The 21328-nt window shown below is 72.9% G+C and carries 18 protein-coding genes; 5 read left to right on the top strand and 13 right to left on the bottom strand.

All coding sequences use genetic code 11. The features are described 5' to 3' along the window. Positions 1–41 precede the first annotated feature (41 nt). Positions 42–656: a response regulator gene (locus EV371_RS24190; protein WP_486484964.1), complete on the top strand. Its 615-nt coding sequence runs from the start codon at positions 42–44 to the stop codon at positions 654–656. Positions 657–707: 51 nt separating this feature from the next. On the opposite strand, the gene EV371_RS24185 is transcribed toward EV371_RS24190, so the two are convergent. Further along, on the bottom strand, positions 708–1526 hold the full coding sequence (locus tag EV371_RS24185) for an ABC transporter permease (RefSeq protein WP_486484769.1): 819 nt from the start codon (positions 1524–1526) through the stop codon (positions 708–710). After that, positions 1526–2464 carry an ATP-binding cassette domain-containing protein gene (locus EV371_RS24180; RefSeq protein ID WP_130464079.1) on the bottom strand — a complete coding sequence of 313 codons (939 nt, stop codon included), beginning with the start codon at positions 2462–2464 and terminating at the stop codon, positions 1526–1528. The genes EV371_RS24185 and EV371_RS24180 overlap by 1 nt, the downstream gene beginning before the upstream one ends. A gap of 261 nt (positions 2465–2725) precedes the next feature. On the opposite strand from EV371_RS24180, the gene EV371_RS24175 reads away from it, so the two are divergent. Continuing rightward, positions 2726–3265 carry a signal peptidase II gene (locus EV371_RS24175; RefSeq protein WP_130464078.1) on the top strand — a complete coding sequence of 180 codons (540 nt, stop codon included), beginning with the start codon at positions 2726–2728 and terminating at the stop codon, positions 3263–3265. Positions 3266–3382: 117 nt separating this feature from the next. Here EV371_RS24175 and EV371_RS24170 read toward each other — a convergent pair whose 3' ends face one another. Further along, positions 3383–4546 (bottom strand): cytochrome P450, encoded by a 1164-nt coding sequence (locus EV371_RS24170; protein WP_130464077.1) that lies wholly within the window; start codon positions 4544–4546, stop codon positions 3383–3385. A 9-nt stretch (positions 4547–4555) separates the two neighbouring features. Beyond that, the gene (locus EV371_RS24165; protein ID WP_130464076.1) at positions 4556–5248 is read right to left on the bottom strand and encodes a 50S ribosomal protein L11 methyltransferase; all 693 of its coding nucleotides are present in this window, start codon (positions 5246–5248) and stop codon (positions 4556–4558) included. A 276-nt stretch (positions 5249–5524) separates the two neighbouring features. Here EV371_RS24165 and EV371_RS24160 point away from each other — a divergent pair, with 276 nt between their 5' ends. Beyond that, complete coding sequence (locus EV371_RS24160; RefSeq protein WP_130464075.1) at positions 5525–6418, top strand: hypothetical protein; 894 nt, start codon at positions 5525–5527, stop codon at positions 6416–6418. Between the two features lie 355 nt (positions 6419–6773). Then, the gene (locus tag EV371_RS24155; protein WP_165436826.1) at positions 6774–8069 is read left to right on the top strand and encodes an extracellular solute-binding protein; all 1296 of its coding nucleotides are present in this window, start codon (positions 6774–6776) and stop codon (positions 8067–8069) included. 233 nt (positions 8070–8302) lie between these two features. On the opposite strand, the gene EV371_RS24150 is transcribed toward EV371_RS24155, so the two are convergent. Beyond that, positions 8303–9277 (bottom strand): IniB N-terminal domain-containing protein, encoded by a 975-nt coding sequence (locus tag EV371_RS24150; RefSeq protein WP_130464073.1) that lies wholly within the window; start codon positions 9275–9277, stop codon positions 8303–8305. Between the two features lie 360 nt (positions 9278–9637). After that, entirely contained in the window at positions 9638–10609 is a 972-nt protein-coding gene (locus EV371_RS24145; protein ID WP_130464072.1) for a WYL domain-containing protein, read from the bottom strand. A 115-nt stretch (positions 10610–10724) separates the two neighbouring features. Here EV371_RS24145 and EV371_RS24140 point away from each other — a divergent pair, with 115 nt between their 5' ends. Continuing rightward, positions 10725–11159, top strand: coding sequence for a VOC family protein (locus EV371_RS24140; RefSeq protein ID WP_130464071.1), 435 nt, complete (start codon positions 10725–10727; stop codon positions 11157–11159). Between the two features lie 151 nt (positions 11160–11310). Here the strand turns inward: EV371_RS24140 and EV371_RS24135 are convergent, their stop codons facing one another. From EV371_RS24135 to EV371_RS24105, 7 genes are all read right to left on the bottom strand, one after another. After that, the gene (locus EV371_RS24135) at positions 11311–12204 is read right to left on the bottom strand and encodes a hypothetical protein (protein WP_130464070.1); all 894 of its coding nucleotides are present in this window, start codon (positions 12202–12204) and stop codon (positions 11311–11313) included. A gap of 233 nt (positions 12205–12437) precedes the next feature. Continuing rightward, the gene (locus EV371_RS24130; protein WP_130464069.1) at positions 12438–14621 is read right to left on the bottom strand and encodes an SGNH hydrolase domain-containing protein; all 2184 of its coding nucleotides are present in this window, start codon (positions 14619–14621) and stop codon (positions 12438–12440) included. A gap of 211 nt (positions 14622–14832) precedes the next feature. Beyond that, complete coding sequence (locus tag EV371_RS24125) at positions 14833–16314, bottom strand: rhamnulokinase (protein WP_130464068.1); 1482 nt, start codon at positions 16312–16314, stop codon at positions 14833–14835. 79 nt (positions 16315–16393) lie between these two features. After that, positions 16394–18457 carry a bifunctional aldolase/short-chain dehydrogenase gene (locus EV371_RS24120; RefSeq protein WP_130464067.1) on the bottom strand — a complete coding sequence of 688 codons (2064 nt, stop codon included), beginning with the start codon at positions 18455–18457 and terminating at the stop codon, positions 16394–16396. A 2-nt stretch (positions 18458–18459) separates the two neighbouring features. Next, positions 18460–19623: an L-rhamnose isomerase gene (rhaI, locus tag EV371_RS24115; protein WP_130464066.1), complete on the bottom strand. Its 1164-nt coding sequence runs from the start codon at positions 19621–19623 to the stop codon at positions 18460–18462. A 1-nt stretch (position 19624) separates the two neighbouring features. Further along, positions 19625–19993 (bottom strand): L-rhamnose mutarotase, encoded by a 369-nt coding sequence (locus tag EV371_RS24110; protein ID WP_130464065.1) that lies wholly within the window; start codon positions 19991–19993, stop codon positions 19625–19627. Positions 19994–20147: 154 nt separating this feature from the next. Beyond that, complete coding sequence (locus EV371_RS24105; RefSeq protein WP_207230595.1) at positions 20148–21182, bottom strand: substrate-binding domain-containing protein; 1035 nt, start codon at positions 21180–21182, stop codon at positions 20148–20150. Positions 21183–21328: the final 146 nt, after the last annotated feature.

Raw genomic sequence — 21328 nt, 5'->3', positions numbered from 1 at the left:
GAGTGCACGTGATCCCCGTCCTGCTGGCCGACGACGAGGCGATGATCAGGGCCGGTGTCCGGGCGATCCTCGCCGCCGACCCCGAGATCGAGGTGGTCGCCGAGGCCGCCGACGGGCGCGACGCCGTCGAGCTGGTCCGGGCGCACCGGCCCCGGGTGGCGCTGCTGGACATCCGGATGCCCCGGCTCGACGGGCTGGCCGCCGGGGCGGAGATCCGTCGGCTGGTACCGGAGACCGCGGTGGTCATGCTGACCACGTTCGGCGAGGACGACTACATCGCCCGGGCGCTCGGCGAGGGGATGAGCGGTTTCCTGCTCAAGTCCGGCGACCCCCGGGAGCTGATCGCCGGGGTGCGGGCGGTGGCGGACGGCGCGGCGTACCTGTCGCCGAAGGTGGCGCGGCGGGTGATCGAGCTCGGTGGCGGACTGCTGGCCCGGGCACCGGCCGCCCGGGAGCGGATCGAGGGGCTGACCGAGCGGGAACGGGAGGTGCTGGCGCTGGTCGGCGCCGGGCTCTCCAACGCCGAGATCGGCCGGCGGCTCTTCCTGGTCGAGGGGACGGTGAAGAGCTATCTGAGCAGCATCTTCACCCGGCTTGGGGTACGCAACCGGGTGCAGGCGGCGATCATCGCGTACGAGGCGGGCCTGACGGACTGAGTCGAGCCGTGGGCGGGCCCTACCGGCCCGGGGCAGGGCCCGCCGTACGGCTCAGGCGTCCCGGCGGCGCAGTACGGCGAGCCCGGCCAGCAGGGCCGCGACCGCCCAGCCGGCGACGATCAGCAGGCCGACCAGTGCCGGATAGGCATCGGACTCGCCGCGCAGGAAGTGCAGACCGGCACTGCCGGGCAGCGCGTCGGCGATCGCGTTGAGCGGTCCGAGGTCGGGCAGCCGCAGCATGGTCGGCACGATCGCGAGCAGCAGGAAGAGCGTGACCAGGGTGCCGACCGCGCCGCGCAGCGCGGCTCCGAGGCCGAGAGTGCAGACACTGATCAGCGCCAGGTAGCCGGCCAGCCCGACCGCGTGCCCGACGGTCTCGGCCGGCTCGAGCCGGCCCCACTCGCCGAGTACGGCGCCGGCGACGGCGGCACCGAGCCCGCCGAGCAGCAGACCGGTGCCGAAGGTGACCCCGGCGACCACGGTGGTCTTGGCCAGCAGCATCCGGGCCCGGGACGGGATCCACTGCAGCGTGCCGCGGATCGTCCCGCTGCTGTACTCGCTGGTGATGGTGAGCAGGGCGAGTGCGATCACCGCGAACTGGGTCAGCTCGACGGCGTCGACGGCGATCCGGCCGACCGCCAGTACGCCCCGGTCGTTGGCCGGGTCGTCGTCGGTGTTGCCGTTGGCGACGTAGATGGCGAGTTGCCCGGCGGTGGCGGCCATCAGCAGCGCGCTGGAGAGCAGGCACCACCAGACGGAGCGCACCGACCAGAGCTTCGTCCACTCGCTGGCGATCGCGCCCGGAAGCCCACCGCCGGACGGCGGGTGGCCGGCATCCCGGCGGGTGGTGCGGGGGAGGGTGTCGCTCATCACGCCTCTTTCCGTTCGGAGGTCCCGGACCGGGCGCCGGAGCCGGCTGGGCCGGCGCCGGTGAGTTCGAGGTAGGCATGTTCGAGGGACGCCTCGGTACGCAGCCCGTGCAGTCGTACCCCGAGTTCGTGGGCCAGGTCGCCGACCTGGGCGACGCTGCTCCCGGTGACCAGCAGTTCGTCGTCGCCGACCCGCTGGACCGTGGCGTGCCGGCCGACCAGCCCGTCAGCCAGCCGGGCCAGTGCGGCCGGTTCGGGGCTGGCCACCCGGACGGTGGCCGGCGAACTGCCGGCGATCACCTCGGTGACGGGGGCGTCGGCGAGCAGCCGACCGTGGCCGATTACCACGAGTTGGTCGGCCGTGAGCTGCATCTCGCTCATCAGGTGGCTGGAGACGAAGACCGTGCGCCCCTGCGCGGCCAGCGACCGCATCAGCTCGCGGATCCACCGCACCCCGTCCGGGTCCAGCCCGTTCACCGGCTCGTCGAAGATCAGCACGCTCGGGTCGCCGAGCAGTGCGCCGGCGATGCCCAACCGCTGGCCCATGCCGAGCGAGAGGGTGCCGGCCCGCTTCCCGGCCGCCTCGGTCAGCCCGACGGTGTCGAGGACCTCGTCGACCCGGCGTACCGGAATGCCGTTGCTGCGGGCCATCGCGGTCAGGTGGGCTCGGCCGGTCCGGCCGGGATGCACCGCCCGGGCGTCGAGCAGCGCGCCGACCTCCCGCAGCGGATGCCGGAAGCTCCGGTACGGCCGGCCACCGACCAGCGCGGTCCCGGAATCGGGCCGGTCCAGACCGAGGATCATCCGGATCGTGGTGGACTTGCCGGCGCCGTTCGGCCCGAGGAAGCCGGTGACCCGGCCCGGAGCGATCGACAGGGAGAGTCGGTCGACCGCCGTGGTCGGGCCGAAGCGCTTGGTCAACTCGGTTAACGTGATCATGAACCCTTCCGCTGTTCGCAGTTGCTCAGCGGCGACGATAGGAATCCGGACGGCGGTCACACAGCGGGCGATGGAGGGTCGGCGGGGCTGACTTTCGGCAGGTGTGCCGGTGGGCTGACGCCGGGATGCCGGCGGGCTTCGGGTGGGATGCCGGCGGGCTTCGGGTGGGATGCCGGCGGGTACGCCGCAGCGGCAGTCCGGTCGGCCAGCGACGTAGGCTGGTGCCGTCCGGGCAGCCGTCGGTGCTGGAGGTCTTCTGTCATGCAGCAGGTCGAGGCGGATTCCTCGATTTCCGAAGCGGGCCGGGTGGCCGGCGCGACCCGGTGGTATCCCTGGGTGCTCACCCTGGGCGCCGTGATCGTCCTGGTGGACCAGGTCACGAAGTACCTGGCCGTGGCCGCCCTCTCCGACGGCGGCGTCGTACCGGTCCTCGGCGACCTACTCAGCCTGCGGCTGCTCTACAACCCGGGCGCGGCGTTCTCGATCGGCACCGGTGTCACCTGGATCTTCACCATCATCGCGGCCGTCGCGGTGGTCGCGCTCACCGGGGCCGCCTGGAAGGTCCGCAACCGGGCCTGGGCGCTCGCCCTCGGCCTGCTTCTGGGTGGCGCCGGCACCCACCTGCTGGACCGGCTCTTCCGGGAGCCCGGGTTCGCCCGGGGCCACGTCGTCGACTTCATCGACTACGCCGGCTTCTTCGTCGGCAACGTCGCCGACATCTGCCTGGTGCTCGGCGGTGCGCTGATTCTCCTGCTCTACCTGCGCGGGATCGACATCGACGGCCGGCACGACCGAGCCTGACCCGAACGGGCCCGGGCGGGCCGAACGGCCCGGGTGGAGCCGACCGGTGGCGCTCGGGCCGTGCCGGTGGCGCCCGTGCAGGTGGCGCTCGGGCCGTGCCGACCGGCCGTGCGGGAGTCAGCGGCGGGCGACGACCAGCGCGTCCGGCATCCGGAACGAGAGGTTGTCCGGGCACCAGGGCGCCCGGAGCACGGTCACGTCGGCCAGCAGCGGTGCCGTCTCGGTGACCACCACCGCCGCTTCCAGCCGGGAGAGCTGGGCGCCGACGCAGCGGTGCGCCCCCGCCCCGAACGCCAGGTGCCGGCGGGAGCCGCGCTGCCCGGGGACGAACGCCTCCGGCGCGGCGACCACCGCCGGGTCGCGGCCGGCGCGGGCCAGCCAGAGCACCAAACTGGTCCCCTCCGGTACGCGGGTACCGGCCAACTCGGTGTCCCGGGCCGCCAGCCGGCGCCAGGTGACGATCGGCGGCTCCAGCCGCAGCCCCTCCTCGACCACGTCCTCGACGTCCACCGTGCCGGCCCGCACCCCGGTGACCACCTCCGGGCTGCCGGCGAGCCGGTGCAGCAGCAGGGTGAGGAACTGCGAGGTGGTCTCCTGCCCGGCGACCAGCAGGAAGAACAGCGCCCCGACGACGACGTCCGGCGGGTGGCCGGCGGAGCGCAGAGCGCCGGCCAGCCCGGCGCCGGTGGCGGCGAACTCCCGCAGTACGGCGTGGAACCGGCCCACCACGTCGGCCAGTACCCGCTGCCGTGCCGGGTCGACCGGGGCCCAGAACAGTTCCAGGGCGGCCCGGGTGAACTCCTTGACCACCTCGGCCGGTGCCTGCGGCAGCTCGACCAGCCGGGCAAGTACCAGCAGTGGCAGGTCGGCCGCGAGGTCCGCGTACAGGTCGACGGGTTCACCGGCGTCGAGCGCGGCGTCGAGCCGGCCGACCCGCTCCCGCACGACGGCGGTCAGCCACGGCCGCTGGGCGGCGACCCGGTGCGGATGCAGCGCCTCGGCCACGATCCCCCGGATCTCCGGGTGGCTCGGACCGCCGTTGTTGGCCAGGGTGGGGGGCAGCCGGAAGCCGTGCCGGGCGAGTATCCGGAGCGCACCGACCGGGATCGGGGTCATCGCGTCCAGCGCGTTGTCCGGGCGGAACGTGCCGGGATCGGCGAGTACCTGGCGGACCAGCGCGTGCCGGGTCACCACCAGGTGTTCGACCCCGAGGTGGTCCGGCACGGCGACCACGTCCGGCCACCTCCGGTCGACCGGCTCCTGCCAACTGCGGAACAGCACCCGACCACGCTAACCAGTGGGGTCGCCGCGGCCGGTGTCGCCGGCCGCCGGGGTGACCTTCGTCAGCTCCCAGACCCGGCTGTGCTTGACCCGCACGCTCTCCAGGGCGACCGTGACCGGGATGTCGTAGCCGGCCAGCGGCTGGAACCGTTCCCGGGGCAGGTACGCCCGCTCCGGATCGCCGACCAGCACGCGGGCGCCGGCCCGGGCCGCCCGGATCAGGAACCGGAGCACCCGGTTGGCCATCGCCTGGCTGTAGAAGACGTCGCCGGCCAGCACCACCTGGGCGCCGCACGCGTCGGCGTCCAGGACGTCGCCGAGTTCACCGGCCACCGCCGCCCCGTTGGCCTCGGCGTTCACCTCGATGGCGGCCAGCGCCATCCGGTCGATGTCGACGGCCCGGACCTGCGTGGCGCCGGCCCGGGCGGCGGCGATCGCCACCAGTCCGGAGCCGGACGCCAGGTCCAGCACCCGCCGGCCGGCGACCGTCTTCGGATGGTCGAGCAGGTAGCGGGCCAGCGCCTGACCGCCGGCCCAGGCGAAGGCCCAGAACGGTGGCGGCTGCTCGCTGCGGAACTCGCCCTCGGTCAACTCCCAGAGCCCGATCGGCTCGGCCGCCTGGTACAGCCGGATCTCCGGCACGGCGGAGACCGGGGTCAGGCGCGCGTACGTTCGGACGAACTCGGCCGGGCTCTCGGACACAATCGCTGATTGTGCCGGTCAGCCCGCCCGGTACGCCGTCCACCCCGGCCGCCCTGCGTTCGGGGCTCCGCGCTCGGGCGTGTCGCGGGGGAGTGGTGACCGGTTCAGCACTGCGCGTCAAACCCACCCTCTTCATTGCTGAATGGTGCTGATACACCAGTCTTCCGCTCGTTCCGGGATGCCCATAGCGTCCATCGGGTACGCAACTCGGCGCACGGATGGGTGGTGGTGACGGTGTGGCGGCTCGCGGGCCGGCTCGGGGCCACGCTGGGGTGCGTGACCATCGGTTGGGCGATGCTGCCGGCCGCTCCGGCCGGGGCGGCTCCCGGATTCGACACCGCGCTGACCCGGCTGCCTGGCCGGTTCGTCGCCGGAGCCGGCGCCGAGACGATCACTGCGGTGGTCTCCACCACCATCGGCGGCGAGTGCCGCAAGGTCCGGTGGTCGCTGGTGCTGCGGGCGGACGGCCTGCGGCTCGACCAGATCGGGGTCGACCGGATCGAGCAGGGCGGGGTCGTGCCGATGGACGTCCGGGTCGAGGGCGGGCGAGCCCGGCTCACCGATCGGGACCTGGATCCGGGCACGCTGTGCCGGGGCCGAACGGTCACCGCCCAGTACCGGCTGGCCATCGACGACGCGGTGACCGGCGGGCGGATCGAGTTGACGGTGGAGGCGTTCGACGCCCAGTCCCGGCTGCTCGACCGGCAGAGTGCCGCCCGCGAGGTGGTCAGCGAGCGGGGCGGCCCGGCGCGGCGGCGCGCACCGGCCCCGACCGCACCGGAGCGGGCCCGGCCCACCCCGACCGAGGCGGCACCGAGCCCGACCGAGCCGTTCGAACCGGAACCGACCGAGCCGGTGGAGGGCGACGCACCGGTACTCGCGGAGGGACCGGACGGGGCCGCCGGATCGGACGGGGGTGGATCGGGCGGCGGCGAGGCCAGCGCCACCGCCGGTCGGGGCGGGCCCGGGCTGACCACCGTCAGCTTCGCGGTCGGCGCCCTGCTGCTCTTCCTCGGCGCCGGCCTGCTGCTCCGGCTCCGCTCCGTCAGCCGGCTCGCGGAGGCGGCGCCGGCCCCGCTGCCCCGGGGTCACCACCAGACCGCCGTCCGGCGTGGCCATCCGGAGGCGGCACGCCGGCGCGGCGCCGCCTTCCGCCACCATCTGGACTGAACGGGGAAGCGGCGGATCGCCTCGGGTACCGGCCCCGGCTAGGTTCCGTTCGTATAACGGTTCGGCCAGGCCGGTCCGGTTTCCGGCGTTCTCGCAGGTCCGGCTCCCCTTCGTCGCGGCGGTGTCTCTTGACAAGCGGCCCGCGTCACACCTAGCGTCCGGTCCTGTTGGATCGTTTCATTGCCGTACCGCACGACCTGTCACCGTCAATTGCCGCCCCCGCGACCGGCCCACGTCGAGGGAGGATCCCGCTGCCCGCGCCCCAGGCATCCCTGCGCCCGCTCAGGCAAGCGGTTTCCTGTCTCGTCGTCTCCGCACCCCCCACTGCTGGTCGCCCCTGGGAAGGAGAATGTCCATGCTGCACACCCGACGGGCCCGCCGAGCCGCGAAGGCCGCAACCCTCGCCGCGGCGGCCCTGCTCGTCCTGCCGCTGGCCGCCTGTGGTGGTGACGACGCCTCGGACGGCCCGGTCACCCTCGACTTCACCTGGTGGGGCAACGAAGACCGGGCCAAGGTGACCGAGCAGGCCATCGACCTGTTCGAACAGAAGCACCCGAACATCAAGGTGAACACCTCGTTCGGCGCCTTCGACGCGTACTTCCAGAAGCTCTCCACGCAGATCGCCGGTGGCGACGCACCGGACGTGGTGCAGATGGACCGCGCCTACCTGCGGGAGTACGCCGACCGCAACGCCCTGCGCGACCTCACCGAGTACATCGAGGACGGCACCCTGAGGGTCGAGGACATCACCAAGACGCTGCTGCCCGCCGGCAAGGTGGGCGACGCGACGTACGCGGTGCCGATCGCCCAGAACACCCAGGGCGTCGTCTACGACCCCGCGCTCTGGGAGAAGGCTGGCGTGGCGGCGCCGAGCCCCGACTGGACCTGGGCCGACCTCCAGGCGGCCGGACAGAAGCTGAGCCAGTCCAGCGGTGGAAAGGTGGCCGGCTTCGGCGACTTCGGCTTCGCCATCGACTGGTTCGACATCTGGCTGCGCCAGCGGGACAAGGCCATCTACACCGACGACGGCAAGCTCGGCTTCACCGAGGCGGAGCTGACCGAGTTCTGGACGATGACCGGGCAGATGCGCTCGGTGGGGGCGCTGGCGCCGCCGGCGCTGACCACCCAACTCGACGGCTCGGTGCAGAACTCGTCGCTGATCAAGAAGGGTGTGACCGCTGAGGTCAACTACGACTCCGGCTTCACCGGCATGGTCAGCGCGTACGGCGCACCGCTGGCCATCGCGCCGATGCCGAGCGACACCCCGAAGCGGGGGATGATCGCGGCGATGTCGATGGCGTACAGCGTCGCGCAGCGCAGCGAGCACCCCAAGGAGGCGACAATGCTGGTCGACTTCCTCATCAACGACATCGAGGCGGGCAAGGTGCTGGCGGTCTCCCGGGGCATGCCGGCCAACGCGAAGGTCCGGGACGCGATCGCCCCCAGCCTGTCCCCGAACGACAAGCTGGTCTACGAGTTCGAGCAGTCGGTCGTCGACAAGCTGCTGCCGACGCCGCCGCCGCAGCCCAAGGGGGGCGGTGCGGTGAAGGCCGAGTTCCAGCGGATCTACGACGAGGTCATCTTCGACCGGATCTCGGCCGCCGAGGGAGCCAAGCGGGTCATCGACGAGGCCAAGAGCCAACTCGGCTGACGCGCAGCAGCGCCGCCACCGCGAGCGCGAGGTGCCCCCGTCCCGGCACGGGACGGGGGCACCTCGCGCTCCGGGTGTCCGTCGCGGTGTCAGCCCGGACCGCCCGGCCGGTTCCCGGTGGGGGAAGGGCAGGCGCCGCGACTCGTTCCCGATGCGGCCAGCGAAGATTCGACGGCGGTGGCCGGACCAGCCGCTTTCCGGTCCGGCCACCGCCGTCGCGGTGCGGGTGCGGCTCAGAGCACGCCGTCGGTGAGCAGGTCACTGGTGCGGCCCAGGTCGGCCCCACCCACCAGCCCGGTCACGCTGCCCAGGCTGCCGTCGACGGTCCCGGTGACCCCACCGACGGTGCCACCCAGGTCCGTGACCTCGCCGACGGTGTCGGTGACGCCGCCGAGGCCGATGCCGCTCAGCGTCCCGTCGACCGTGCCGGTGACCCCGTCCACGGTGCCGTGGATGTCGGTGACGCTGCCGAGGTCGGTGACGTTGCCCAGGTCGGTGACGTTGCCCAGGTCGGTGACGTTGCCGGTGACGTTGCCCAGGTCGGCGATGCTGCCCAGGTCGGCGATGGTGCCGAGGTCGGCGATGTCGGTCAGGTCGGTGACCGTGCTCAGGTCCGTAACGCTGCCCAGGCCGCCGGCGCCGACCAGGCCGGTCGTGCCGGCGACGGTGGAGGTCACGGTGTTGGCGGCGAAGTCGGCGGTGCCGAGTACACCGTCCACGGTGTCCACGCCGCCGGCGGTGCCCAGCACCGCCGAGTCGAGGGTGTCGGCCACGTCGTGCACCCCGGACAGGTCGACGCTCAGGCCGCTGTCGAGGCCCAGCACCGGCAGGGCGGAGCTGGCGCCGATCTCCAGGCCGTTCGGGTCCACGCTGACGGCGCCCAGACCGACCACGCTGACGTCGGCACCGGTGCTGTAGACGCCGGCGGTGAACTGGTTGGCGACGGTCTGGACCTGGCCGACGACGCTGGTCGGGCTGAGGCTGACCGACCCGAGGCCCAGGCTCTCCACCGCGCCGAGATCGGTCAGCCCCTGCAGCGGTACGGAGTCGACGACCAGCGGGACGACGTCCGCGACGTCGCCCGGGACCACGTCGCAGAGCCCGACGCTCTCCAGCGTGCCGGTCGGGTCCAGTTCGTACGCCGCGCGTAGGTCCGCGTCGCTGAGCAGGTTGACCACGAACTCCTGCAGGGTCTGGGTGGCTTCCACGCCGGGAGTCGCCTCGGGGGCCGGGGCCGGGGCGGGGGCAGGGGCAGGGGCCGGAGCCGGGGCGGGGGTCTCCACGGTCGGTGCCGATTCCACGGTGACGATCTCCTCAGAGGTATGGGCGGGATGATCTGGGCATGTCGTTCCAGACCTGGCGCCGACCGTACGGCGTTACCGACGTACCGGACATCGGGGACGGTCCCCGGTTCTCGCCCTAACCGGTTGGGTCCGGGATCCCGTCGCGAGTTAGGGGCATAGGGGCTGCGGTCGACAGGCCACCCGGGCCCACCCCCCGGCGGTCGCCGCGGCTCGACGAGAGCGGCCGCGCCGGGGGCGGCATGCATCGGCGACCGGTCGGGTGGACTACACCGCCCGGTCCGACCTGGAACGGCCGCGTGCCCGGTCCAGCCGTCCGGCCAGCACGCCGAGTTCGTCGGTCAGCTCGGTGGGTTCGAGCACGGTGAACTCGGGGCCGAGCAGGGCGAGGTGCAGCGCCAGGAAGCCGAGCGAGTCGGCACCGGTGCGCAGCAGGCAACTGTGCCGGTCCACCGCCTCCACCAGCCCGGCCGTCGGCGGGATCCGCTCGGCGACCTCGGTGGCCGGCGCGTGCACCAGCACCCGGGCCCGGAACCGGTACGGCGCCGCCCCGACCGAGTCCGCGACGAAGCTGACCGGGTCGGGCGGGTCGTGCGGGGTGAACCGCAGCCCGGTCGAGCGGAGTTCGCCGATCCGGTCCGCCCGGAACGTCCGCCAGGCGTCCCGGTCGGTGTCCCGGGCCACCAGATACCAGTGCCGGCCGGTGTGCACCAGCCGGTGTGGCTCCACCCGACGGACGCCGGCCGTACCGTCCCGGCTGCGGTATCGGAGCGTGAGCCCGTGCAGGTTCTGGCACGCCTCGGCGATCGCGGTCAGCAGGTCCGGGTCGACGCTGGGTGTCCCGCCGGCCAGCGGAACGGTGCTCAGCCGCAGCGCGGCGGTGCGTCGGCGCAGCCGGGCCGGCAGGATCCGTTCCAGCTTGACCAGCGCGCGCAGCGAGGTCTCGGCGATGCCGATGACGCTCTGGCTGGCCGCGGTACGCAGGCTCAGCACCACCGCCACCGCCTCCGCGTCGTCGAGCAGCAGCGGCGGCAGCGTCGACCCCGCGCCGAGCCGGTAGCCACCGGCGACGCCTGGGGTGGCCCGGACCGGATAGCCGAGGTCGCGCAGCCGGGCCACGTCCCGGCGCAGGGTACGCACGGTCACGCCGAGTCGCTCGGCCAGTTCCGAGCCGGTCCATTCGGGCCGGGTCTGCAGGATGGCCAGCAGTCTCAGCAGCCGCGCCGAGGTTTCGAGCATTTCCCGAGTCTGCCAGCAAACCAGGAACGATCCTGTCCGCAATTGCGGCTAGCGTGCCAGCCATGGAGATGATCAGCCTGCTCCGTGACCCGTACCGGGCCCGGAGGTGACCGCCATGGCGTACGAGTTCCAGGTGACACAGGACAGCGCCGACCCGCACACCCTCGCCGACTGGTGGGCCGAGACGCTCGGCTGGCAGGTGGAGCCCTCCGACGAGGCGCTCATCCGCCGCATGCTCGACCAGGGGCACGCCACCGAGGACGACACCAGGACCCACCACGGGGTGCTGGTCTGGAAGGCGGGGGCGGCGATCCGGCATCCCGAGGGGGTGCGGCGGGCGCCACGGGTGCTGTTCCAGCTGGTGCCGGAGGCGAAGACGGTCAAGAACCGGATGCACCTCGACGTCCGGACCGGGACCGAGGACCTCGGGCCGGTGGTCGAGGCGCTGGTGGCGCGCGGGGCGACGGTCCTGCACGAGGGACGCCAGGGTCCGTTCGCCTGGGTCACCCTCGCCGACCCGGAGGGCAACGAGTTCTGCGTCAGCCGCTAGGCGTCCCGGCCGCCCGCCCGGTGCGAGGGTGCGGAGCGAACGCCGGCACAACCGGATGTACCTCGGCATCCGTCTCGGCGGTGACGACCGCGACCCGGTGGTGACGACAGCATGAGGTCGTCACCACCGAGTCTGGCCCGGCTGAGCTGGGCTAGGACGCGACGTAGCCGTCGAACACGTGGACTCCGTCGGAGGTCGCTCCGCTGGCCTTCTCCCGGTTGGTGTTGAAGTACAGCTTGCCGCCGCTGAGTCCCACGCCTTCGATCTCGAACATCTCCGGGTATGCCGAGGACGTGATGCGGAAGGAGAGGTCGGTGGCGGCGGGCGCGGTTCCTGTCGTCGTCGGTGAGACGTTCCGATAGACGAGCACGACGCTGCGGTTGTCCTTGGCCAGCGGGTTGTAGAGAACCTGCTTGTTCTCGTCGTAGAAGAACCCCTGGTTGGTGAAGCTCGCCAGGTCTGGCACCACGGCGCCGTTGACGAGGGCGCCCTCGACCTGCAGGGTGAACGCCTTGGTCAGCTCGATGGTCCCGGAGTTGGCGCGCAGCGGGAGGCTGCCGTTGTAGATCGTCCGGCTCTTCTTGAACATGAACGTGATCGTGGTGCTGGTGACCGAGACTCGATTGATGCCGGAAACATCAAGCAGGGCCCCGTCGAGACGTACCTGGTATGAGCCGACGTAGTAGTAGGTGGTGCCCTCGTAGCGGAGCTTCACGAGTTGCGCGCCGGTCTCGTTCATCGTGACGATGAACATGTGGTGCTGTCCGTCGATGTCGACGATCGTTATGTCGTTCCCGTGCCCGAGCCAGGTGTTGGTCGTCGTGTTGTCGGTGCCGTTCTTCATCTGCACCCGCGCACCGGTGGTCTTGTGGACCCGGTAGATGGCGGAAAGGGTGTTGGCCTTGCGGGCCTTGACCGAGTAGAGGTAGGTGGCTCCGGCGGCGAAGCCCTGCACCCCGGTGGCACCGCTCGTGTCGGGCAGGGTGGCCAGGGTGGTGTAGGTGTTGTAGTAGGCCGCTTGGGCTGGTTGTCCAGACAGGACCAATAGCCCGAGGACGGCCGCGCCCACAACAGACAGACGTCTACCGAATCGCATGCTCTCCCCCGTACTTTGACGATCCGAGGCCCGGTGCCCCAGAGATCGACGGGTGCAGGCTATTGCGCGATGGTTGGACGGTCAAGGCGCGACAAAACACCCGGACATGCCGCACGGTCCGGATTCCGAGGTCGGGTGAGAGTGGACCGACTTCGACGTGCGCGGCGTCGCCGAGCAGTGCCTCAGGGGGCGGCCGGCGCGAGGATCCGGTCCAGCGCGCTGCGCAGCCGTGGGGCGAGCGTGGCGGCGTAGGTGGCGGTGAGGTGCTGGTTGTCCCGGTAGACCAGCACTCCGCCGATGACCGGGGCGCAGCGCCGGGCGGGACAGATCGCCGTGGTCAGGTCGATCCGGTCGACCTGGTCAAGGTCCTTCAGCGCCGCGAGCTGGGCGGCTCCGGCGCTGGCCGCCAGCGCGACCCGTCGGTCGGTCGTGCACCGGGTCAGCCGATCGGGGTTTGCCGCCACGCATTTCGGGCTGTCGGCGGCGAGGATCGGGGTGTCCCGGAGCACCACCGTGGGCACCCCGGCCGAGACCAGGTCCGACCAGGTTCGGCGCATGCCGTCGACCAGCGCGTCCTGGGCCGACCTGCCGGTCAGGGCCCGGTCGCCGGCCATCGGCTGGTACCGGGCACCGGTGGTCAGCAGCAGCCTGGGCCGCTCCGGGCCGGTGAGCGCGGCGTGGACGTCGCGGTACCACTCGGCGCAGGCGTCCCGGATCCGTCCGGTCAGCACCGCCAGGCGGAGGAACGGGCAGCCGGGGTTCAGGTAGGTGACCAACCGCCAGCGCTTCTCCACCGCGACCGCCTGGAGCGCCGGTACCCAGCTCGCGGCGTGCCGGTCGCCGGCCAGCGCGACGGTGAACTCGGCATCCCGGTCGCCGTACACGCAGGAGCGGACCTCGCCGCTGGCCGCAGGCGGGAAGCAGCGGTGCCGGTAGACGTCGGGCAGGTCGTTCGGGGCGTCGGCCGGCTTCGGGATGATCGACCGGACCCGGTCGACCGGAACGCCGGCCCGGCTGGTGCGGGGCGACCGGCCCAGCGCGGCGGCGCCCGGTGCCGGCGGGGACGTCGGGCTGACCAGCGACGACACCGGCGCGGCGGCGGGCCGCGGGGTCGGCTGCTCGGGCGGCCAGACGCTGAGCTGGAAGAGCAGCCCGGCGAGCACTCCGGCGGCGGGGAGCAGGGCGCCGACCCGGAGTACCTGCCCCGGTGACCATCCGTCCAGGGCACCGGTTCGGGCCGGCATCTCGACGTACCGGTGGGTGAGCACGGCGAGGATCACGGCCCCGCCGAGTACGCCGAGGTAGGCCGTCGGCGGGAGGTCGCCGAACCGGGCGTGCGCGGCGACCAGTAGCGGCCAGTGCCAGAGGTGGAGCGGATAGCTGACCGACCCCAGCGCCCGCAACGGCCGTGCGCCCAGTGCCCGGTACACCCCTCCGGGTCCCGTCGCCGTACCCGTGGCGTCGGCCGGCCGGGCGATCGCGCCGCCGGCGATGATCGCGGCCGTACCGAGCGCGGGCAGCAGGGCCAGCGGTCCGGGAAACGCCGGACCGGGCCGCAGGGTGAGCACGGCGAGCGCGACGGCGGCCAGTCCCGCCCAGCCGAGCAGGGTACCGAGGCGCCGGGGCAGCCCGGCCAGCCGCGCCCCGAGCAGGGCGAGCCCGGCACCGAGAGCCGGCTCCCAGAACCGGGTGGTGGTGACCAGGAAGGCGCCTCCCGGTTCGGCTGCGGTGTACCAGACCGACCAGCCGAACGAGCCGACCGCGAGCAGACCGATGGTGCCCAGCAGCGGGCCGGTCAGTGCCAACCGGCCGGTGCCGCGCCGGCTCCACCGGCGTACCGTCCAGGCCGCGATACCGGCCGCCAGCAGCGGCCAGACCAGCATGAACTGCGCGCCGACCCCGACTGCCCAGAGCGGGGCCAGCAGGCTGGCGTCGGCATCCGGGACGACCGCCTGGGCGTCCTGCGCGGCGAGCCGCCAGTTCAGCACCTGCCCGGCACCGGCCAGCACGTCCCATCCGGTCGCGGACCAGCGGTCACGGGGCAGGAGGGCCACCGCCAGCGGCAGCGACGCGGCGACCACCAGCGCGCCGGCCGGCAACGCCCGGCGGACCCGCCGGGCGAAGAATCCGGTCAGGTCGATCCGGCCGGTCCGCCGCCAGGTCCGTAGCAGGGCGCCGGTGACGAGGAAACCGGAGATCACCAGGAAGACGTCGACACCGACGAAGCCGCCGGGGACGAGGCCGGTACCGGCGGCACCGAGCAGCAGCGATCCGATGGCGATGGCGCGTAGCCCGGTGAGGTCCGCCCGGCTGTCGGCCCGTCCGAGGCCGTCCGTCCGGGATCGCGGCCGCGACTGCGTCACCATCTGTCAACCTCCGGCGGTTATCTGTCCAGTTCGTCCCTTCTTAACAGATAAGTGCGCTGATAGATGTCTTTTGCCAGTTCCGAGCGTGGCTCACCTCGGCGCCGGTGACCCGCGACTCGCCGGTGATGCCGGCCGGGGCGGGGCCCCGGCCGGCCGTCGTCGGCGCGGCCGGGACCGGCTGTCCGTCGGCCCGGCCTGGGCGGGACCGCGGCTATCCGTCGGCGAGGCCGGCCCGGGCCGCCGCCGCCCGCCAGGCGGCCTCGCCGCCGGTCCGGGGCCGGTACGTCCGGGTCGACCCGGCACGCCGCAGCAGCCCGCGCAGTTCCGCCGGCCCGCCGTCCAGTACGCCGAGCGCCCGCGCCTGCACCAGCGCGTTGCCCAGCGCGGTCGCCTCCACCGGCCCGGCGACCACCGGCAGTCCGCAGGCATCGGCGGTGAGCTGGCAGAGCAGCTCGTTGCGGGCCCCGCCACCGACCACGTGCAGCACGTCCACGTCCCGGCCCGAGAGTCGCTGCGCCTGGCGTACCGCGACCCGGTGGGCCAGGGCGAGACTGTCCAGGATGCACCGGGTGGTCGCCGCCGGCCCGTCCGGTACCGGCTCGCCGTGCCGGGCACACGCCCGGGCGATCCGGGCCGGCATGTCACCCGGCGGCAGGAACTCCGGGTCGTCCGGGTCGACCACGGCGGCCAGCGAGGGCTGCCGGGCCGCGGCGGCGAGCAGCTCGGTCAGGTCGCCGACGGCACCTCGGGACCGCCACACCCGCAGCGATTCCTGGAGCAGCCAGAGCCCCATCACGTTGCGCAGGTAGCGGACGGTCCCGTCCACCCCGGCCTCGTTGGTGAAGTTGGCCGCCCGGCTCGCCTCGGAGAGCACCGGCGCCGGCAGCTCGACCCCGACCAGCGACCAGGTGCCGCAGGAGATGTAGCCGAACCGGTCGTGCTCGGCCGGTACCGCCGCCACCGCCGACGCGGTGTCGTGCGAGCCGACCGCGGTCACCGGCACCGGCCGCTCGGTACCGACCGCCTCCCGCACCTCCGGCCGCAGCTCGCCGACCGGGTCGCCGGGCTGGCGTAGTGGGCCGAACAGCCGGGCCGGCAGCCCGGCCCGGGCGATCAGCTCGGTCGACCACCGCCGGGTACGCACATCCAGCAGCTGGGTCGTCGAGGCGTTGGTCACCTCGCTCCCGGCCACCCCGGTCAGCCAGTAGCCGAGCAGATCCGGGATGAGCAGCAGCGTCTGCGCCCGGTCCAGGGCCGGGGTGCCGAGTTCGGCGGTGAGCTGGAACAGCGTGTTGAACGGCAGCAGTTGCAGCCCGGTCGTCCGGTAGAGGTAGTCGGCGCCGAGCGCCGCGACCACCCGCTCCGGCACCCCGTCGGTACGCCGGTCCCGATAGTGCACCGGGTTGCCGACCAGCGCGCCGGTGGCGTCCAGCAGGCCGTAGTCCACCGCCCACGAGTCGATACCGACGCTGGCCAGGTCCGGCCGGCGGCGCAGCGCGGCCCGCAGCCCGGCCAGTGTCTCGGCGTAGAGCCGAGGAACGTCCCAGTGCAGCGTGTCGAGCAGCCGGACCGGCCCGTTGTCGAACCGGTGCACCTCGGTCAGTGCCACCCCGTCGGCGCCGACCTCGGCCAGCATCACCCGGCCGCTGGCGGCGCCGAGGTCGACGGCGGCCACGGCGGTCGAGCCGCTCATCGAAGCAACGCCGCGCTCGTCGCAGGAACGGCCGCGCTCGTCGCAGGAACGGCCATACTGATCGCAGGAACGGCCGCGCTCATCGCAGGAACGCCGCGGCCACGCCGGAGTCGACCGGTACGTGCAGTCCGGTGGTGTGCGACAGCTCGCCGCCGGTCAGCGCGAAGACCGCGTTCGCGACGTGCTCCGGCAGCACCTCCCGCTTCAGCAGGGTGCGCCGGGCGTAGTACGCGCCCAGCTCCTCCTCCGGTACCCCGTACACGGCGGCGCGCTGGGCGCCCCAGCCGCTGGCGAAGATCCCGGAGCCGCGTACCACACCGTCCGGGTTGACCCCGTTGACCCGGATGCCGTGCTCGCCCAACTCGGCGGCGAGCAGGCGTACCTGGTGTGCCTGGTCCGCCTTTGCCGCGCTGTACGCGATGTTGTTCGGCCCGGCGAAGACGGAGTTCTTGCTGGAGACGTAGACGATGTCCCCGCCGAGGCCCTGGTCGAGCATCAGCCGGGCGGCGGCCCGGGAGACCAGGAAGGAGCCCTTGGCCATCACGTCGTGCTGCACGTCCCAGTCCGCCTCGGTCGTGGCCAGCAGCGACTTCGAGATGGAGAGCCCGGCGTTGTTGACCACCAGGTCGACCCCGCCGAAGGCGAGCGCGGCCTCGGCGAACGCCGCCTCGATCCCGGACGCGTCCGTCACGTCCACCGGCACCGCGACCGCCCGGTCGGTGCCGCCGATCTCCCCGGCCACCTCCGCCGCACCCTCGGCGTTGCGGTCGGCGACCACCACGCAGGCGCCCTCGGCGGCCAGCCGCCGGGCGATCGCCGCGCCGATCCCGGAGCCGCCGCCGGTGACCAGCGCTACCCGGCCGGCCAGGGTCTTCGGCTTCGGCATCCGGCGCAGCTTCGCCTGTTCGAGTTGCCAGTACTCGATCCGGAACTTCTCCGCCTCGTCGATCGGGGCGTACCGGGAGACCGCCTCCGCACCGCGCATCACGTTGATCGCGTTGAGGTAGTACTCGGCGGCGACCCGGGCGGTCTGCCGGTCCCGGCCGAAGCTGAACATCCCGATCCCGGGCACCAGCACGATCGCCGGGTCGGCGCCGCGGATCGGCGGCGAGTCCGGGCCGGCGTAGCGCTCGTAGTAGGCCCGGTAGTCCTTCCGGTACGTCTCGTGCAGCTCCCGCAGCCGCGCCACCACCTCCGGCAGCGGCGCGTCCGGCGGCAGGTCCAGCACCAGCGGCCGGACCTTGGTCCGCAGGAAGTGGTCCGGGCAGGAGGTGCCGAGCGCGGCCAGCCTCGGGTGCTCGGTGCGGGAGAGGAAGTCCAGCACGGCCTCGTCGTCGGTGAAGTGTCCGACCTGGAACCGCCCCTGCTGCCGGCTGTCGGTGCTGGCCAGCCCGCGCAGCGTCGGGGCCAGTGCGGCGGCCCGCTCCCGGCGTCGGTGGACCGGCAGCGCGGCGTACTCACCGATCACCGCGCCGAACGGCTCCGGCCGGCCGTGCTCGGCCAGGAACCGGGTCGCGGTCTCGATGATCTCCAGCGATCGGGCCTCGCACTCGGCGCTGGTGGCGCCCCATGCGGTGATCCCGTGCCCGCCGAGGATCACGCCGATCGCCTGTGGGTTGTCCCGGGCTATCGCGGCGATGTCCAGGCCGAGCTGGAAGCCGGGCCGGCGCCACGGCACCCAGAGCACCCGGTCGCCGAAGCAGCGGCGGGTCAGCTCGGGGCCGTCGGCGGCGGTGGCCAGCGCGATCCCGGCGTCCGGGTGCAGATGGTCGACATGCGCGGCGTCGACCAGGCCGTGCATCGCGGTGTCGATCGACGGTGCCGCACCGCCCCGGCCGTGCAGGCAGTGGTCGAAGGCGGCGACCATCTCGTCCTCGCGGTCCACCCCCGGGTAGACATCGACCAGGGACCGCAGCCGGTCCAGCCGGAGCACCGCCAGCCCGGCCTCGGTCAAGGTACCGATGTCCCCGCCGGAGCCCTTGACCCAGAGCAGTTCGGTCGGGCCGCCGGTGACCGGGTCGGTGCCGGTCGCCTTGACCGAGGTGTTACCGCCGCCGTAGTTGGTGTTGCGCCGGTCGGCGCCGAGCCGGTGTCCCCGGCCGAGCAGCGCGGCGACCTCCGGATTGGTCGGTCCGGTGCCCATGGTCACGCCCCCCAGCCGGCCTGCTGCCCGCCGACCCGCTCGGCGGCGATCCGCGCTGCGTACCCGGAGCGGGCGTACGCGGCCATCGGGTCCGGATCGAGGCCCATCTCCTCGCGTACGCTCGCCAGCAGCGGTCGTACGTCGGTGTTGTAGGCGTCCATCAGCACCCCGTTGGCGCCGAGCACGTCCCCGGCGGTCTGCGCGGCGGCCAACGCGTCGGCGTCGACCAGCAGTGCCTTGGCGGTCGCCTCCTGGACGTTCATCACCGAACGGATCTGCGCCGGGATCTTCGGCTCGATGTTGTGGCACTGGTCGAGCATGAAGTTCACCCCGGAGGAGGCCCGCAGCGCGTCGGCCCGGACGATCTCGTGCATGATCCGGAAAAGCTGGAACGGGTCGGCGGCGCCGACCATCAGGTCGTCGTCGGCGTAGAACCGGGAGTTGAAGTCGAAGGCGCCGAGCTTTCCCTCGCGCAACAGGAAGGCGACGATGAACTCGATGTTGGTGCCCGGGGCGTGGTGGCCGGTGTCGATCACCACCTGCGCCCGCTCACCCAGCTTCAGGCAGTGCGCGTACGCGGTGCCCCAGTCCGGCACGTCGGTCAGGTAGAAGGCCGGCTCGAAGAGCTTGTACTCCAGCAGCATCCGCTGGTCCGGCCCGAGCCGGGAGTAGGTGGCGTGCAGCGCCTCGGCGAGCCGGTCCTGCCGGGCCCGGATGTCGTCCTGGCCCGGGTAGTTGGTGCCGTCGGAGAACCACAGCTTCAGGTCCCGCGAGCCGGTGACGTCCATGATGTCGACGCACTCCAGCAGGTGGCCCAGGGCCTTGCGCCGGATCCGCGGGTCGGGGTTGGTGACGCTGCCCAGCCGGTAGTCGTCGTCCTGGAAGACGTTGGTGTTGATGGTGCCGATCCGCACCCCCTGCTCGGCCGCGTACGAGGCGAGCTTGCCGAAGTCGTCGACCCGGTCCCAGGGGATGTGCAGCGAGACCACCGGGGCGACTCCGGTGTACGCGTGCACCTGTGCCGCGTCGGCGATCTTCTCCTCCGGGTTGCGCGGCACCCCCGGCTGGGTGAACACCTTGAACCGGGTGCCCGAGTTGCCGTACGCCCAGGAGGGCACCTCGATCCGCTGCGCCCGCAGCGCCGCCCGGACGTCGGTCTCGGTCATGTCAGGCCTCCGTTGTGTCGAGCGCGGTGTTGCCCAGCGCGGCGAGTTGCGCGTCCAGGTGGAAGATCTCGTCGAGGACGACGAACCCCTCGTCGGGGCGGCGGCCGTCGAGTCCGACGAAGAAGGGGGCCATCTCGGCCTGCCACCGGGCGTTGACGTCGGTGGCCTCCATCGCGGCGAGCGACGCGGCCAGGTCCTCGGTGCGGAAGTGCCCGACCAGCAGCCCGTCGTCGTGCAGGAAGAGTGAGTAGTCGTGCCAGCCGGCGGCGCGCAGCGCCCGGAGCATCTCCGGCCAGACCGCCGCGTGTCGTTCGCGGTATTCGGCCAGCCGGTCGGGCCGGACCCGGAGGACGAAGCAGACTCGCCGCATCGGCGGCCTCCCAATGAATGAACCGTTTCAACACGTCGCACCCAACATACGAGCGCCGTCACTGAACTGTCAAGAAACCGGGCCGGTCCGCCGACGGCCGCCGGGGCCGGGCCCGCAGGTCAGCTCGGCGTGCGCGTCGGTCCGGGAGTACGCGTCAGCCCGGGGTACGGGCGTACTGGCTGGACTCCCGGACCACCAGCTCGGGTTCGAAGATCACCTGTTGGTGCCGGTGGTTCTCCGGGTCGTTCGCCTCGTCCAGCATCAACTGTGCCGCCGTCTGGCCGAGCCGCTGCCGTGGCTGGCGTACCGAGGAGAGCGGCACCGCCGCCGCGGCGGCGAAGTCGATGTCGTCGTAGCCGACCAGCGCGATGTCCTCCGGCACCCGCACCTGCTGCCGGGTGAGTTCCTGGAGTACCCCGAGCGCCAGCAGGTCGTTGGCGCAGAAGACCGCGGTGGCCCGGGCGGACCTCGGCTGCCCGAGGATCCGCGACGCGGCGTCCCGGCCGGCCGCCACGGTCGGGCTCGGTGTCTCGAACCGGCGCAGGGTCTCCTCGGCGAGCCCGGCCTCGTCCAGCGCGTGCACGGCACCGTGGTAGCGATCCCGCACCTGTTCCAGTCGCCACGGGCCGCCGACGAAGGCGATCCGCCGGTGGCCGGCCTCCACCAGGTGCCGCATGGCCAACTCGCCGCCGAGTCGGTCGTCGACGGCGACCGAGCAGACGTCCGGCCGGGTCGAGCGCCGGTCCAGCAGGACCACGAGTACGCCCCGGTCCCGGAGCCGGACCAGCCGTTCGTTGGCGTCGTCGACCGGGGTGATCAGCACTCCCTGGACCCGCTGCTCCTCCAGCAGGTCCAGGTATCTGCTCTCCTTGGCCGGGTCGCCGTCGCTGTTGCAGAAGATCACCGCCATCCCGGCCGCGCCGGTGGCGTCCTCGACCCCCTTGGCGACGTCGGTGAAGAACGGGTTCGCCACGTCCAGCACCACCAGGCCGAGGGTGCGGCCCCGGCCCCGGCGCAACTGGCGGGCGGCGTCGTTGGGCACGAAACCCAGCTCGTTGATCGCGGCGAGTACCCGGTTACGGGTTGACGCCGCGACGATGTCCGGCCGGTTGAGCACGTTGGAGACCGTGCCGACCGACACTCCCGCCTGGCTGGCCACGTCGCGGATGCTCACCGCTGGTCCCGGCACCACCGTCTCCTCCCGCAGCCCCGATCGTCGGGCTGAAACGTGTCAAGATTATCCGGCGATGCGACCCGGCAGCGTGCCGGACCCTGAATCCGGCGCACCGGCCCGTCGACCGCGCGAGGCGACAGTAGCCCTCCGGCGCACGGCCC

It is taken from the genome of Plantactinospora sp. CNZ321 (assembly GCF_004217235.1).
Note: the sequence above shows the minus strand (reverse complement) of the source record. Positions and strands in the feature narration are given on the sequence as shown.

Bases quoted from the DNA above. Each gene is read 5' to 3' on its own strand.
- EV371_RS24190 (WP_486484964.1), top strand. From the start codon at position 42: ATGATCAGGGCCGGTGTCCGGGCGATCCTCGCCGCCGACCCCGAGATC.
- EV371_RS24185 (WP_486484769.1), bottom strand. From the start codon at position 1,526: ATGAGCGACACCCTCCCCCGCACCACCCGCCGGGATGCCGGCCACCCG.
- EV371_RS24155 (WP_165436826.1), top strand. From the start codon at position 6,774: ATGCTGCACACCCGACGGGCCCGCCGAGCCGCGAAGGCCGCAACCCTC.
- EV371_RS24145 (WP_130464072.1), bottom strand. From the start codon at position 10,609: ATGCTCGAAACCTCGGCGCGGCTGCTGAGACTGCTGGCCATCCTGCAG.
- EV371_RS24110 (WP_130464065.1), bottom strand. From the start codon at position 19,993: ATGCGGCGAGTCTGCTTCGTCCTCCGGGTCCGGCCCGACCGGCTGGCC.
- rhaI (WP_130464066.1), bottom strand. From the start codon at position 19,623: ATGACCGAGACCGACGTCCGGGCGGCGCTGCGGGCGCAGCGGATCGAG.
- EV371_RS24180 (WP_130464079.1), bottom strand. From the start codon at position 2,464: ATGATCACGTTAACCGAGTTGACCAAGCGCTTCGGCCCGACCACGGCG.
- EV371_RS24125 (WP_130464068.1), bottom strand. From the start codon at position 16,314: ATGAGCGGCTCGACCGCCGTGGCCGCCGTCGACCTCGGCGCCGCCAGC.
- EV371_RS24175 (WP_130464078.1), top strand. From the start codon at position 2,726: ATGCAGCAGGTCGAGGCGGATTCCTCGATTTCCGAAGCGGGCCGGGTG.
- EV371_RS24130 (WP_130464069.1), bottom strand. From the start codon at position 14,621: ATGGTGACGCAGTCGCGGCCGCGATCCCGGACGGACGGCCTCGGACGG.
- EV371_RS24140 (WP_130464071.1), top strand. From the start codon at position 10,725: ATGGCGTACGAGTTCCAGGTGACACAGGACAGCGCCGACCCGCACACC.
- EV371_RS24120 (WP_130464067.1), bottom strand. From the start codon at position 18,457: ATGGGCACCGGACCGACCAATCCGGAGGTCGCCGCGCTGCTCGGCCGG.